Annotated in this window: 14 protein-coding genes; 7 read left to right on the top strand and 7 right to left on the bottom strand. The window is 75.3% G+C overall.

The annotated features are described in order from the left end of the window. Window positions 1–61: 61 nt before the first annotated feature. The gene (locus tag IEV86_RS02720; protein ID WP_229734442.1) at window positions 62–1744 is read left to right on the top strand and encodes a 5-oxoprolinase subunit B/C family protein; all 1683 of its coding nucleotides are present in this window, start codon (window positions 62–64) and stop codon (window positions 1742–1744) included. Then, the gene (locus IEV86_RS02715; RefSeq protein WP_043608511.1) at window positions 1741–2586 is read left to right on the top strand and encodes an SMP-30/gluconolactonase/LRE family protein; all 846 of its coding nucleotides are present in this window, start codon (window positions 1741–1743) and stop codon (window positions 2584–2586) included. The genes IEV86_RS02720 and IEV86_RS02715 overlap by 4 nt, the downstream gene beginning before the upstream one ends. A gap of 4 nt (window positions 2587–2590) precedes the next feature. Here the strand turns inward: IEV86_RS02715 and IEV86_RS02710 are convergent, their stop codons facing one another. The 4 genes from IEV86_RS02710 to IEV86_RS02695 all read right to left on the bottom strand — a co-directional run bounded on the left by IEV86_RS02710 (window position 2591) and on the right by IEV86_RS02695 (window position 5495). Then, window positions 2591–2833 carry a hypothetical protein gene (locus IEV86_RS02710; protein WP_152605712.1) on the bottom strand — a complete coding sequence of 81 codons (243 nt, stop codon included), beginning with the start codon at window positions 2831–2833 and terminating at the stop codon, window positions 2591–2593. A 104-nt stretch (window positions 2834–2937) separates the two neighbouring features. Next, window positions 2938–3345 (bottom strand): ATP-binding protein, encoded by a 408-nt coding sequence (locus tag IEV86_RS02705; protein WP_188484535.1) that lies wholly within the window; start codon window positions 3343–3345, stop codon window positions 2938–2940. Window positions 3346–3471: 126 nt separating this feature from the next. After that, window positions 3472–4170 (bottom strand): VTT domain-containing protein, encoded by a 699-nt coding sequence (locus tag IEV86_RS02700; protein ID WP_202595194.1) that lies wholly within the window; start codon window positions 4168–4170, stop codon window positions 3472–3474. Next, a complete protein-coding gene (locus tag IEV86_RS02695) occupies window positions 4167–5495 on the bottom strand; it encodes a hemolysin family protein (protein ID WP_043608506.1) in 1329 nt (442 codons plus the stop codon). Before IEV86_RS02695 ends, IEV86_RS02700 begins: the two co-directional genes overlap by 4 nt. Window positions 5496–5680: 185 nt before the next feature. On the opposite strand from IEV86_RS02695, the gene IEV86_RS02690 reads away from it, so the two are divergent. Genes IEV86_RS02690 through IEV86_RS02680 form a run of 3 tightly spaced genes read left to right on the top strand, consistent with a single transcriptional unit; the run spans window position 5681 to window position 7903 of the window. Further along, the gene (locus IEV86_RS02690) at window positions 5681–6541 is read left to right on the top strand and encodes a formate/nitrite transporter family protein (protein WP_043608505.1); all 861 of its coding nucleotides are present in this window, start codon (window positions 5681–5683) and stop codon (window positions 6539–6541) included. A gap of 58 nt (window positions 6542–6599) precedes the next feature. Then, window positions 6600–7592, top strand: coding sequence for an SDR family oxidoreductase (locus tag IEV86_RS02685; protein ID WP_043608502.1), 993 nt, complete (start codon window positions 6600–6602; stop codon window positions 7590–7592). 8 nt (window positions 7593–7600) lie between these two features. After that, window positions 7601–7903, top strand: a complete 303-nt coding sequence (locus tag IEV86_RS02680) for a hypothetical protein (protein ID WP_043608499.1) — start codon at window positions 7601–7603, stop codon at window positions 7901–7903. Window positions 7904–7918: 15 nt separating this feature from the next. Here the strand turns inward: IEV86_RS02680 and IEV86_RS02675 are convergent, their stop codons facing one another. Beyond that, complete coding sequence (locus IEV86_RS02675; protein WP_043608496.1) at window positions 7919–8557, bottom strand: alpha/beta hydrolase family protein; 639 nt, start codon at window positions 8555–8557, stop codon at window positions 7919–7921. A 135-nt stretch (window positions 8558–8692) separates the two neighbouring features. Here IEV86_RS02675 and IEV86_RS02670 point away from each other — a divergent pair, with 135 nt between their 5' ends. After that, window positions 8693–9850 carry an AI-2E family transporter gene (locus IEV86_RS02670; RefSeq protein WP_229734441.1) on the top strand — a complete coding sequence of 386 codons (1158 nt, stop codon included), beginning with the start codon at window positions 8693–8695 and terminating at the stop codon, window positions 9848–9850. 45 nt (window positions 9851–9895) lie between these two features. Here IEV86_RS02670 and IEV86_RS02665 read toward each other — a convergent pair whose 3' ends face one another. Then, on the bottom strand, window positions 9896–10444 hold the full coding sequence (locus IEV86_RS02665) for a hypothetical protein (protein WP_152605711.1): 549 nt from the start codon (window positions 10442–10444) through the stop codon (window positions 9896–9898). Window positions 10445–10622: 178 nt separating this feature from the next. Further along, window positions 10623–11600 (bottom strand): polysaccharide deacetylase family protein, encoded by a 978-nt coding sequence (locus IEV86_RS02660; RefSeq protein ID WP_052426427.1) that lies wholly within the window; start codon window positions 11598–11600, stop codon window positions 10623–10625. 207 nt (window positions 11601–11807) lie between these two features. Here IEV86_RS02660 and IEV86_RS02655 point away from each other — a divergent pair, with 207 nt between their 5' ends. Continuing rightward, window positions 11808–13394, top strand: a complete 1587-nt coding sequence (locus IEV86_RS02655; protein ID WP_052426426.1) for a GGDEF domain-containing protein — start codon at window positions 11808–11810, stop codon at window positions 13392–13394. Window positions 13395–13401: the final 7 nt, after the last annotated feature.

Below are 13401 nucleotides of genomic sequence, written 5' to 3'. Positions count from 1 at the left end.
GGCGCCCCGGCCGGGGGTGTCACCCGGCGGCGGGGGACGGCCGCGCCTGGAGGTGCGACCCATGGGGGACCGTGCGCTCCTGGTCCTGACCGGTGGGGCGGATCCTGCGGCCCTCGCGGCGCACCTGCGGGCGAACCCCGTGCCGGGGCAGGAGGAGGTCGTGCCGGCCGCCGAGACCGTGCTGGTGCACGTCGCCGAGGGCCGTCTCGGCGCGGCCGCACTCGGGCTGGCGCACGTGGACGCGGGTGCGCCCCACGCCGCGCAGAGCGCCCGGCCCGTGCGCCTCGACGTGGTGTACGACGGTCCCGACCTCGCCGAGGTGGCCGCGGCCCTCGGGACGAGCGTCGACGCGGTCGTGGCCTGGCACTCGGGAACCACCTGGCGCTCGGCGTTCGTCGGGTTCGCGCCCGGCTTCGCGTACCTCCGGCCGGACGCGTCCCTCGGCGAGGTGCCCCGACGCCCCGAGCCCCGCACCGCCGTCCCGCCGGGGAGCGTCGCGCTCGCCGGACCGTACGGGGCGGTGTACCCCCGCAGCTCCCCGGGGGGCTGGCAGCTCGTCGGCACGACCTCGGGCACGGTCTGGGACGTGACCGCGCCACGGCCGGCCCTCCTCGGACCGGGCACACCCGTCGTGTTCCGCGTCGCGCGAGCCGTGGCGACCACGGCCGGGGGCCCGCGCCGCCCGGCCGAGCAGAGCCCGCACGGCGCGGGCCGCGCCGTGCAGTCCCAGGGGACCCGGGCGGCCGCCCCGTCGCACCATGCCGTCACCACCGCGGACGCGGCGCCGCGGCGGTCCGCGCTCGAGGTGCTCGCGCCCGGCCCGTCGACCCTCGTCCAGGATCTCGGCCGCCCCGGCCGGCAGTCCGACGGCGTGCCCCGCGGTGGAGCCGCCGACCGCGCGGCGGCGGTGGCGGCCAACCGTCTGGTCGGCAACCCGCGCGGCGCCGCCGTCCTCGAGGCCGTCCTCGGTGGGCTCGCGCTGCGTGCCCACGGCGACCTCGTCGTCTCGGTCACGGGTGCCCCGGCCCCGGTGGTGGTGCGTCGCCCGGACGGCCACGCCGGTGCCGCGGTCGGGTCCGGCCGAGCCCTGCGCCTGCCCGACGGCTGGACGCTCGAGCTCGGCGCGCCGGCACGCGGCCTCCGCTCCTACGTGGCGGTGCGCGGCGGCGTCGACACCCCGTTCGACCTCGGCAGCCGGTCGACGGACGTCCTGTCGGGCCTGGGGCCGGCACCCCTCGCGGCGGGCGACGTGCTGCCCGTGGGGCGCGACCCCGGTGACGCCGTGCCGCACGCCCGCGAGCCCTCCGACCCCGGCGGTGCGGCCGGGCTTGCGCCCGGCCGCACCGTCGAGGTCCTCCCGGGCCCGCGGCACGACTGGCTGACCGCGGCGGCGCGGCGCGCGCTGCACGAGGTCGAGTGGACGGTCAGCGATCGCTCCAACCGCGTCGGGGTGCGTCTGGACGGGCCGCCGCTTCCCCGCGCGGTCGTGCGCGAGCTCCCGAGCGAGGGCGCGGTGCCCGGCGCGATCCAGGTGCCGCCCTCGGGTCTGCCGATCGCGCTCCTCGCCGACCATCCGGTGACCGGTGGGTACCCCGTGGTCGCCGTCGTGCGCGCCTCCCACGTCGACCGTCTCGCGCAGCTGCGCCCGGGTGACCGCCTGCGGCTCGTCCCGGTGCCGGACGAGGCCCCGGGTGTGCGCCTGCGGCCGCCATCTGGTGGGGTGGGGCGCGAGGAGGTGCCGTGACACGGACGGTTGAGCAGGTGACGGACGTCGTGACCTACCACGGGGAGGGCCCGTGCTGGTGGCCGGGGTGGGGAGGTCTGCGCTGGGTCGACATGCTCGCGGGCGACGTGCTCGCCCTGCGAGCCGACGGCACGGTCGACCGCGTGCACGTCGGGGAGGTCGCGGCGTTCCTCCGGCCGAGGGCCTCGGGCGGGTGGGTGGTCGCGGTCGAGCGCGGCCTCGCGTTCGGCGAAGACCCCGAGGAGGTGCCCGACGACGTCCAGGAGATCTGGTCGGATCCGGGCGTGCGGATGAACGACGGCGGGTGCGACCCGTTCGGCGCGCTGTACGCGGGCAGCATGGCGTACGACGCCGCCGAGGGCGCCGCGACCCTGTACCGCGTCGACCCGCGACGGTCGGTCTCCGTCGCGCTCGCGGGGGTCACGATCTCCAACGGCTTCGCGGTGGACCCGACCGGTCGTCGCGCGTACTACAACGACAGCGCGACCGGGCGGACCGACGTCCTCGACGTGACGCCCGACGGGGTCGGCGGGCGTCGGCCGTTCCACCGCGTGCCCGAGGGCTCACCCGACGGGCTCGCGGTGGACTCCGCCGGGAACGTCTGGACGGCCGTGCACGGGCAGGGCGTCGTCCTGTGCGTGTCACCCTCGGGCGAGGTCCTCGAGCGGGTGCCGGTCCCCGTCGCGCAGGTCACGGCGTGCGCGTTCGGCGGGCCGGACCTGCGCGACCTGTACGTGACGACGTCGCGCGAGAACCTGGACGACCCCGAGCCCGCCGCGGGTGCCCTCTTCCGGGCCCGCGTCGACGTCCCGGGGCTGCCCGTGCTGCCGTTCGGCGGCTGAGGGCTCAGCCCGCGTCGAAGCGGTCGTCGCCCTCGCGGTCCGGGTCGTCCGCGTCGGGACCCGGCAGGGGGCTCGTGCTGCCCGGCTGCGGCCCGGGCGACGGAGCGCCGTCGGTGGGGTGCGCCGCGTGCGACGGGTCGGCGACGGTGTCGCCGAGGGAGCCGGTACCGGTCGCGTCCTCGCGCCCGCCACCGGGTTGGGGGGTCGCGCCGGTCGTGTCGTCGTGGTGCGCGTCGTGGTGGGACACCGTCGTCTCCTTCCGAGGGACCGCCGGCCGTCGGTGCGGGCGGTGTCCGGCCAGCGTCGTCCCCCGCGCCACCCGGCGCAACAGGGGACGTGCGGCGTGGTCGCTCAGGACGCGGCGGACGCGTCCCTCGCGGCGGAGAGCGAGCGGTGCAGCGGCATGGTCATCCACACCGTCTTGCCGTCGGTGGGCCCCGTCCGCACGACGCCCCAGTCCGTCGCCAGGAGCTCGACGAGCTTCATCCCGTGTCCGCCGAGGTGGGCCGGCCGGTCGTCGTCCACGCGGGGCGGCGTCGTGCTGTCGTCGCTCACCTCGATGCGCAGCAGGCCCTCGGCGGCCGAGACGCTCAGCGCGACCTGCCCGCCGTCGCCGCCGAACTTCACGGCGTTCGTCACGAGCTCGCTCGCGAGCAGCTCCACGACCGGCAGCGTGTCCGGGTGGGCACCGAGCTCCTGAGCCGTCTGGACGGCGAACGCGCGACCCCGCCGGATGGCGTCGCCGGTGGCGTTCAGCATGAGGAGCATGGGGCAGGCCTTCGTTCAGCCGCGAGCAGGGGTGTGGGGGCCCCAGCACGCTAGCAGAGGGAAGCGGTCGTCACGGGGCGCAACCAGGCGGAACGGACAGGGCGGCACGGGCGGCGTTCACACGTGGGGGGTGCGCTCGGTCGGCGCGCTCATGCCCGTGTCGCGACGGCCCCCTGCGCGGCCGCGGAGCAGCTCGACGACCACGGGGACGACCGACACGGCCACGATGCCGATGAGGATCGCCTCGATGTTCTCCTGGACGAACGCGACCTGGCCGAGCCAGAAACCGACGAGCGTGACGCCGACACCCCACAGCAGCGCGCCGACGAGGTTGTACGTCACGAAGGTGCGGTACCTCATCCCGCCGACGCCCGCGGCGACGGGCGCGAACGTCCGGACGACGGGCACGAACCGCGCGAGGACCACCGTCCGGCCGCCGTAGCGCTCGAACCAGGCGTACGTCCGGTCGACGTACTCCTGGCGGAACACGCGCGAGTCCGGCCGCCGGAACACGCGTGGTCCCGCGCTCCGCCCGATGAGGTAGCCGGTCTGGTCGCCGGCGAACGCGGCGGCGAAGACGAGTGCGCACAGGAGCAGGACAGGGACGTCGATGAAGCCCGTCGCGGTGAGCATGCCCGCCGTGAACAGCAGCGAGTCGCCGGGCAGGAAGAAGCCTACGAGCAGGCCGGTCTCGGCGAACACGATCGCGAGCACGCCGACCACCGCCAGCGGCCCGAGCCAGTGGAGGATCGCGTCGGGGTCGAGCCACTGCGGACCGAGGGCGAGGACGGGCGTCGCCGCGGGCAGCATGGTCATCGGGTGCTCCTGTCGTGACCGGCCTCGTCGGCCGCGTCCTGCGTCGGGGCGTCGGCGTCGACGGAGGGTCGCACCTCGAGCCGGGTGATCCGGCGGTCGCGCGTCCCGACCACGACGATCTCATGCCCCGGCGCCGGGACCACGTCGCCGACGACGGCGAGGCGGCCGAGCTGCGCCAGCACCCAGCCCGCAGCGGTCTCGTACGGCCCGTCCTCGAGCGGGACACCGGTCTCCTCGGCGAACTCCTCGATCGTGAGCGACGCGTCGACCGTGACGCGGTCGTCGTTCCGGGCCGGGTTCGCCACAGGGGCGTCGTGCTCGTCCTGGATGTCCCCGACGAGCTCCTCGACGAGGTCCTCGAGCGTCACGATCCCGTCGGTGCCGCCGTACTCGTCGACGACGACGGCGATGTGCACGCCCTCGCGGCGCATGCGCGACAGCGACGGCAGCAGCCGGTTGGTCGAGGGCAGGTGGAGCAGCTCGCGCGTGAGGCTGCGCAGCGGGGCGGCCGGGTCGGCGCCGAGCAGGTCGCGCACGTGCAGGAAGCCGACCACGTCGTCGAAGTCCTCGCCCGTCACGGGGTACCGCGAGTAGGGCCGGTCCCGCACGGCCGCGACGGCCTCGGCGACGTCGAGCGACGCGGGCAGGAAGGCCACCTCGCCCCGCGGCCGCATCACCTCGCCGAGCGAGCGGTCGGCCGCGTCGAAGACGTCGTCGATGATGCGGCGCTCGTCGGGGGCGAGCCCCTCGTGCGAGCCGACGATGTCGCGCAGCTCCTCCTCGGTCATCTGCTCCGACGTCGCGCGGGGGTCGCCGCCGAGCCCCCGCACGACGGCGTTCGTCGAGACCGACAGGAGCCAGATCACGGGTCGCATGAGCCGCGCGAACCGGTCGAGCGGCGGGCCGACGACCAGGGCCACCGAGGCCGCCCGCTGGAGTGCGAGCCGCTTCGGGACGAGCTCGCCGAGCACCAGCGAGAGGTAGGCGATCACGAGCGTGAGCGCCACGAGCGACACGGTGCGCGCGAGGCCCTCGGACAGGCCGAGCGCCTCGAGCGCGGGCGCGAAGTCGGGCGCGAGGGTCGAGGCCCCGTAGGCCGCCGAGAAGAACCCGGCGACGGTCACCCCGATCTGGACCGCGGCGAGGAACGTGTTCGGGTCGCGCGCGACCGCCGCCACACGGGCGCCGCGGCGACCCTGCCGCTCGAGCCGGCCGAGCTGGCTGTCGCGCAGCGACACGAGCGCGAGCTCGGTGCCCGCGAACACCCCGCCGACGAGAACGAAGAGCAGGACCAGCCCGATGTTGACCCAGGTCGCCTCGTCCATCACCGCACCGTCCGGAGGGTCGTCCCGGGTGTGATCCCGGGGGTCGCGTCGTGCGTCCGGTGCGGCGGGGTACTCGCGGGGTCGTCCATGCGTACGAGTGAACGGTCACCCGTGCGCGCCGTCAAACCGCGCGACGAGGTCGGACGGCCCACGCCGTCCCGGACGCGCCGTGGCACGGTGTGCCCATGGCCGCCGACCCGCTGCACCTCTTCCCGGGCAAGCAGTTCATCAGCACGATCCTCGACGCGCTCGAGACGAAGACCGCGATGTCCGGCGACCTCGCGCGCCGGTACCTCCAGCGCGCCGCCATGGCGGGCATCATCATCGGCCTGCTGTACGCGGCCAACTACGCGCTCGTGGCCGCGTTCGACGCGATCGACCTCGGCTCGACCACCCTGCGCCCGCTGGGACGCATCGTCGGCGCGCTCACGTTCGGCTGGGCGCTCGTCTTCATCTACTACTCGAAGTCCGAGCTGCTGACCTCGAACATGATGGTCGTCTCCATCGGCGGCTACTACCGCCGGACGACGTGGGGCAAGGCGCTGCGCATCCTCGGCCTGTGCTACCTCGGCAACGCGCTCGGGGGGCTGCTCGTCGCGCTCCTCGTGCGCTTCAGCACGCTCGCGGACGGGCCGGTCCTCGCCGAGATGGTGGCCTCGGTCGAGCACAAGCTCGAGTACGTCTCCGCCGGACCGGCCGGCTGGGGCGACCTCGTCGTCCGGGCGGTGCTGTGCAACTTCCTCATCAACATGGCGATGCTGCTCGTCTACAACGGACTGATCCGCGAGGACGTCATGCGCAGCGCCGTGATGATCACCGCGGTCTTCCTGTTCGCGTTCCTCGGGCTCGAGCACTCGGTCGCCAACACCGTGCTGTTCACGATCGTCGGGCTGCGCGAGGGCATCGACCTCGGGCTGGCGGCGGGGAACGTGCTGCTGGCGCTGCTCGGCAACTACCTCGGTGGCGGGCTGCTCGTCGGCTTCTACTACGCGTACGTCAACGACGACGCGCGCTACCTGCGCGACCGTCCGCCCGCGGGGCCGTGACGGCCGTCGACGCGCCGACCGCGGTGCCCACGGCGGCGGTCGCGACTAGGTTCGGGCCATGACTGCGCCCTCGGTCCTGTTCATCGGCGGAACCGGCATCATCAGCTCAGCGTGCACGCGGCTCGCCGTCGAGCGTGGGCTGGACGTGCACCTCCTCACGCGCGGGGAGTCGGACCGCCCCGTCCCCGACGGGGTGACGGTCCTGCGTGGCGACGTGCGGGACCCGGCCTCGGTGCGCGACGCGCTGGGGTCCCGGGAGTTCGACGCCGTCGTCGACTGGGTCGCGTTCACGCCCGAGCACGTGCAGGCCGACGTCGACCTCTTCCGCGACCGGACCGGGCAGTACGTCTTCATCTCGTCGGCGTCGGCGTACCAGACCCCGCCGCAGCGCGTCCCCGTCGTCGAGTCCGCCCCGCTGCGCAACCCGTACTGGGAGTACTCGCGCAACAAGATCGCGTGCGAGGACCTGCTGGTCCGCGAGTACCGCGACACCGGGTTCCCCGCGACCGTCGTCCGTCCGTCGCACACGTACGACCGCACGCTCGTGCCGTTCGACGGCGGGTGGACGGTCGTCGAGCGCATGCGACAGGGCAAGGAGGTCGTCGTGCACGGCGACGGGACGTCCCTGTGGACCCTCACGCACAACACGGACTTCGCCCGCGGGCTCGTTCCTCTCCTGGGGCGTCCCCGGACCGTGGGGGAGGCGTTCCACATCACGGGCGACGACGTGCTCACATGGGACCAGATCGCGCACACCCTGGCCCGGGCCGCGGGGACGACCGCACGCATCGTGCACGTGCCGTCGGACGTGATCGCCGCCGAGGACCCCGCCTGGGGGGCGGGCCTCCTCGGCGACAAGGCGCACTCGATGGTGTTCGACACGACCAAGCTGCGCTCGGTCGTGCCCGACTTCGTCTCCACGGTGCCGTTCGAGCAGGGGGCGCGCGAGATCGTCGCGTGGCACGACGCCGACCGCGCGAGGCGACGCGTAGACGCCGCCATGGACGCGCTGATGGACCGGCTCGTCGACCGGTTCCGCGTGCACGCCTGAGCGTCGACGTGGCACGCAGGACCGTCCGGACGGCGTCGGTCGCCGCGACCGGGCGGTGGACCGACCCGGACGGGATCCGCATGCCGGCCGGCACCGTGCACGCCTGGGTGCCCGGGACCAACCAGACGGTGTGCGGCCTCGCACTCAGCAGGGAGCCGCTCGAGCGCTTCCCGCACGTCGGCTGGGCGGACGTCCAGCCGGCGACGGGCCGCGACGCGGACCGCGTCGAGGTCGTGTGCCGACGCTGCGCGGCGGGGACCGGCGCGCGCCGCGACGACCGGCCGTGGCGGCGCGTGGACCCCCGACCCTGACCGTCCGGCGGATCCTCAGCCGCGCGACGCCGGCCCTGTCACGTCGAGCAGCCAGCGGTGCACCTCGTGCTCGACCTCCGCGAGCCCGCTGCGGAGCGAGTGGTCGCCCGGGACGACCACGACCTCGCGGCCCGGGCGGTCCGGCGGCAGGCCGAACGGGTCCTTCTCGCCCTGCACGACGAGCACGGGTGCCCCGACGGCGTCCAGCTCCGGGAGCCGGTCGGGCGCGTCGGGGCGGCCGGGCGGGCGGACCGGGAAGGCGAGGCACAGGACGCCGTCGGCCCCGAGGCCGTCCGCGGTGCGGCAGGCGGTGCGGGCCCCGGCGGAGCGGCCGCCGACGACGAGCGGACCGCCCGGCCACCGCGGGCGCAGGGACGTCACGACGGCGCGCCAGGCCTCGTCGAGCGCGGGTCCGCGCGGTGGGAGGCGCCGTCCCGCGACGCGGTACGGCTGCTCGACGAGAGCGACCGTGAGCTGCAGGTCGGCTGCGACACGCGCGACCACCGCCAGGTCGGGCGCGTCGACGCCGCCGCCCGCGCCGTGGCCGAGCACGACCAGCCCCGTCGGGTCCAGGGCCGTCCGGACGTGGGCCACCGCCTCACCGTGCGGTGTCGGCACGACGGTGCGCTCGCCCGGGTGCGCGTGGTCGGTCATGCGCTCATGGTGCCGGGTCGGGTGGGTCGGGCGGGTGCGGACAGAGCGCGCGGTGCGACCCGACCGGTCCTCGGGCGCGTTGCGCGACCGGGGCGCGTCGTCTGCGGCACGATCAGCACGACCGAAGGAGGCGCCGTGCGCGCGAACGACCGACGGGTGACCAGGGCGGACCTGGGCACCCGCATGCTGCTGGACCCGGGCAACGTGTGGCGCATCGGCTGGGTCGTCATCGCCCTCATCGCGCTCGTGATGGTGCTGCGCTTCGTCCTCGGACAGGGCAGCTCCCTGATCTTCACGATCGTCATGGCGTGGTTCGCGTCGCTCGCCATCGAGCCCGCCGTCGGCCGGCTGGCGCGCCGGATGCCGCGCGGTGCGGCGACCGGGCTCGTCATGCTCGGCGTCGTCCTCTTCCTGGTCGTGTTCGTCGCCCTCTTCGGGCAGCTCGTCGTCGAGCAGGTCGCGAACCTCGTGCGCAGCGTGCCGTCGCTCGCGGAGGACGGCCTCGCGTGGGTCAACGCGCGCTTCGGGACGGACTACCGGATCGAGGACCTCGTCTCCCACATCGACCTGTCGCCCGAGCGCGCCGCGGGCGTCGCGAGCCAGCTCGCCGGGGGGGTGCTCGCGGTGCTGGGGTCGATCGCCGGCGCCGTCGCGAGCTTCTTCATGTTCGCGCTGTTCCTCTTCTACCTCTCCGCCGACGGCCCGCGGCTGCGGCGGTGGATCGCCTCGCTCTTCCCGCCGCGGGTCCAGGAGACGACGGTCGTCGTGTGGGACACCACGGCCGAGAAGACGGGCCGCTACGTCGCGGCGCGGGTGGTGCTCGCCGCGGTCAACGCGACCGCGAGCGGCATCGTCTTCGTCGTCATCGGGCTGCCGTCGTGGTTGGCGCTGGCGCTGTGGACGGGCCTCGTGGCGCAGTTCGTCCCCGCGATCGGGACGTACATCGCGATCGTCCTGCCGGTCCTCGTCGGGCTCCTCAGCCCCAACCCGTGGCTCGGCGTGATCGTCCTCGCGTGGGCGGTGCTCTACCAGCAGGTCGAGAACCTCACGATCGAGCCGCGGATCAGCGCCCGCGCCGTGAACGTGCACCCGGCGGTCAGCTTCGCGTCGGTCATCCTCGGGACGGCGATGTTCGGCGTCGCCGGCGCGCTGCTCGCGATCCCCGTGGTCGCGATGCTCCTGTCGCTGCTCGACCTGTACCGGACCCGTTACGAGCTCCTGCCGGAGCTGGAGGAGCCGGTGGACGCGACGGCCCTGCGCGACGACGACGCGTCGGACGACGGCGACGGCTGACACGTCGTCGCCGGGTCGCCCGTCACGGACGCGCTGCGGTGCGCCTCACGGGTCGGGACGGACGCTCACGTAGTGCAGGGTCTCGCGCGCGATGTGCACGAGCGCCGCCCACCACTGGGTCGCGTCGGGCCACACCGCGACGAGCTCGTCGCTGAACCACAGCACCTCGTGGCCACCGGCCGTCCGCGGCCCGTCCCGGCGCACGGCGACGACGTCCCGCTCGTAGGGGGCGACGAACACCGGGTAGAGGGCGTCGCGTGCGGGCAGCCCGGGCGACGGCGCGTACAGGAAGACGTCGTCGAGCAGGGTCGAGCCGCGGTCCCAGAGCGCTCCCTCGCCGAGCTCGTCGGTGGCCAGGAGGTCCCCGTCGAGCACCACCTGGGTCCACCCGTCCGCGGCGCGCAGCAGTCCGGCGTGCTGCGGGTCGAGGGGGTGGCCGAGCCGCTCCTCGGCGCGCCGGAGGGCGGCGTCGTCGGCCCCGTCGCGTGGCCGCGACGCGACGTACTCGTCGGGCGACTCCTCGGCGAGGCGGGCCGTCAGCCGGTGCAGCGCGGCCACGTGGTCGGCCCACGAGGGACCCGGGACGGTGCTCATCGGGTGCCTCCAGGGCTCGGGGTCGTCGGCGCGTGCCGTCCGTCCCGAGCTGCGCGGGCGCTCCCGACCACGGTCGGGCGCTGTCGACGCCTCGGCGCGCCGGCGCAGCACGGTCAGGAGACCGTGACCCGACGGTCCGTGTCAATCCGTGTCCACGCGGAGCGGGGCCGCGGACCCGTCAGCGCCCGACGTCGCGCAGGTCGACCAGCGTGTAGCCGCGTGCGCGGATCTCCTCGATCATCCCCGGGAGGGCGTCCGGGTCGAGCGTCGTCCCGTCGTCGGGGTTGCTGCCGACGTGCATGAGGACGATCGCACCCGGCTGCAGGCCGTCGACGACCCGGCGGTGCACCGTGGCCGCGTCGAGGCCGCCCGACGTGCCCTTCCAGCCGAGCGTGTCGACGCTCCAGCGCACCGGGACGTACCCCACGGCGTTGACGACCCGGATGTCCTCGGGCGTGCGCGCGCCGAACGGGAAGCGGAAGAGCGGTCGGGTCGGCGTGCGCGTGAGTGCGCTGATGCTCGCGTCGGCCGCCGCGAGCTCGGCGCGGATGGCCGCGCTCGTCGTGACGGTGAAGTCCGGGTGGGTGTCGCTGTGGTTGCCGACGGGGTGCCCCGCGGCGGCGACCGCCCGGACCGCGTCGGGGTAGGCGCGCGCGAAGGCCCCGGTGACGAAGAACGTCGCCGGTGCGTCGTACCGGTCGAGCGTCGCGAGGATCGAGGCGACGGCGGTGTCCGAGGCGCCGCCGTCGAACGTCAGGGCCACCTGACGGGCCGACGTGGGCAGACGTTCGAGGTCGACGCCGCGCCACGCCGGCGGCAGGTCGCCCGTGACCGGTGGCACGGACGGCTCGGGTGCGGGCGCCGGCTCGGGTGCGGGCGCCGGCTCGGGCGGGGGTGCGGGCGGCTGGGGTGCCGGCTCGGGTTCGGGCTCGGGCGTCGGCTCCGGTGCGGGGGCGGGAGACGGGGTCGGCGTGCGCGACGGCGGGACCGTCGCGGTCGGGCTCGACGTGGCAGGAGGGGACGGCTCGGGATCGCCGTCGGCGGGAGCCGTGGGCGCGCAGGCGACCGCGAGGGCGACGAGCGCCGCGCCGAGCAGGCGCGACGTCGTCCGTCCACGCGTCCCGCCCGCGGCCGCGCCGCGGTCGTGCGAGCGCATCGGTCCTCCTCGGCGCCTGCCCCTGCTCCTGCCACGGTGCTCCGCGCGGCGTCCCCGGTCAAGGAGCACGTGGGCGGGCAGGGCTGATCGTCGTCACGTCTCGCGGTGGGTGGCCACGGGACTTCGTCCTGTGCGGCACGCGGCGGACCGGGCACACTGCGGTACGACGACGAGCGGCTGCCGGGCGGAGCAGCGGGGAGGGCGGCCATGGTGACCCGTGCTGTCCGATCCACGGCGCTCGACGTGCGCGGTGAGTTCGGCCCGTGGGACGCGCTCGCGGACGCCGCGCACGCCGCGTACGTCGACGGGTTCTCCGAGGACGCCGTCCTGCTGTGCCGTCACGGGCTCGCGCTGGCCGTGGCCGCGGACGACGTCGTGACCGCGCGCTACCTCCGGTACGTCGAGGCGGTCGCCCTCCAGGAGCTCGGCCGCCACGCGGACGCGGTGGTCCGCGCGCAGGAGCTCCTGGCCTCCCTCGGCGACGAGCCGGAGCCGGTGTGGCGCGCGAAGGCCCTGTCGATCGTGTCGGAGGCGTCGGGGCGGATCGGTGGCCACGGCACGGCCATGGCGGCGATCGCGGAGGCCGACTGGCTGCGGCGCCGGATCCCCGTGGGGACGTACGGCCACCTGTCCGCGAGCATGGCCGTCGCCCTCGCGCTGCGGTCCGTCAACCTCCTCGAGGAGGCCGACGCCGCGCTGTCCGCGGTCCGGGGTGGTGGCGGTCCGGGTGTCGACGTGCTCGTCTGGCAGGAGCTCGGCCTCCTCTCGGCGCACTGGGGGACGAGCCTCGTGCTGCTCGAGCGGGACCGTGAGGCGGGGTCCTACTTCGTGCTGACCGCCTCGCGCAGCCGACGCATGCGTCGTGCGGCGGCGAGGGTCGGCGACGAGCGCATGGCGGCCCGGTCGCACGTGATCGAGTCGTACGCCATGATGCGGCTCGGCGAGGTCGAGCTCGCCGCCGCGCGGTGCCGGGCCGCGGCGGGCTCCTTCTCGGCCCGCGCGGAGCTCGTCGAGACGCACCTCGTGCACCTCGTGATGGCGGCCGACGCGGAGCGGCGCGGCGACTACGCGGCGGCCACGACCGCCCTCGAGACCATGCTCGCCGACGCCGACGACGCGGGGCACGAGCTGTGGAGCCAGACCGCGACCGTCGCCCTCGCCCGGGTCCACGCCGCGGAGCACGGCACGAGCCGTGGCGCCGACCTGTGGCGTGGGCTGGCCGTGGCCGGGCTGCACAAGGTGTGGTCCGAGCGCGAGGCGCGGTTCGCGGCGCTGAACGACCGGCACCACCTGCGCGAGCTGACCGACCGCAGCGAGCGCGCGGGCGCCGAGGCGCTGCAGGACTCGCTGACAGGCCTCGGGAACCGTCGTGCGCTCGAGCGCGTCCTCGCCGAGGGTGCACCGCAGCGCGTCGTCTTCATCGACGTCGACGACTTCAAGTCCGTCAACGACCGCTGGTCCCACGCGGTGGGCGACGCGGTGCTCCGCCGCCTCGGCGAGCTCCTGCGATCGGTCGCCCGGGCGGACGACGTCCTCGTCCGGTACGGCGGCGACGAGTTCCTCGTCCTGCCCGTCGGCGACGCGGACGCCGCGCACCAGGTCGCACGGCGGGTGCGTCGCGCCGTGCTCGACCACGACTGGGGGCAGGTCGCGAGCGGGCTCACCGTCACCGTGTCGGTCGGGGTCGGGGCGGCCGACGGGCTCGAGCGCGACGCCCTGGCGTCCGCGGACGCGGCCGTGCTCGAGTCGAAGCGTCGCGGACGCAACAGGGTCACGGTCGCGCCGCACGGGTGACCCGTCC

The organism is Cellulomonas carbonis, from assembly GCF_014636275.1.
Lineage (GTDB): Bacteria > Actinomycetota > Actinomycetes > Actinomycetales > Cellulomonadaceae > Actinotalea > Actinotalea carbonis.
Note: the sequence above shows the minus strand (reverse complement) of the source record. Positions and strands in the feature narration are given on the sequence as shown.

Bases quoted from the DNA above. Each gene is read 5' to 3' on its own strand.
- IEV86_RS02720 (WP_229734442.1), top strand. From the start codon at position 62: ATGGGGGACCGTGCGCTCCTGGTCCTGACCGGTGGGGCGGATCCTGCG.
- IEV86_RS02705 (WP_188484535.1), bottom strand. From the start codon at position 3,345: ATGCTGAACGCCACCGGCGACGCCATCCGGCGGGGTCGCGCGTTCGCC.
- IEV86_RS02700 (WP_202595194.1), bottom strand. From the start codon at position 4,170: ATGACCATGCTGCCCGCGGCGACGCCCGTCCTCGCCCTCGGTCCGCAG.
- IEV86_RS02695 (WP_043608506.1), bottom strand. From the start codon at position 5,495: ATGGACGAGGCGACCTGGGTCAACATCGGGCTGGTCCTGCTCTTCGTT.
- IEV86_RS02690 (WP_043608505.1), top strand. From the start codon at position 5,681: ATGGCCGCCGACCCGCTGCACCTCTTCCCGGGCAAGCAGTTCATCAGC.
- IEV86_RS02685 (WP_043608502.1), top strand. From the start codon at position 6,600: ATGACTGCGCCCTCGGTCCTGTTCATCGGCGGAACCGGCATCATCAGC.
- IEV86_RS02675 (WP_043608496.1), bottom strand. From the start codon at position 8,557: ATGACCGACCACGCGCACCCGGGCGAGCGCACCGTCGTGCCGACACCG.
- IEV86_RS02665 (WP_152605711.1), bottom strand. From the start codon at position 10,444: ATGAGCACCGTCCCGGGTCCCTCGTGGGCCGACCACGTGGCCGCGCTG.
- IEV86_RS02660 (WP_052426427.1), bottom strand. From the start codon at position 11,600: ATGCGCTCGCACGACCGCGGCGCGGCCGCGGGCGGGACGCGTGGACGG.
- IEV86_RS02655 (WP_052426426.1), top strand. From the start codon at position 11,808: ATGGTGACCCGTGCTGTCCGATCCACGGCGCTCGACGTGCGCGGTGAG.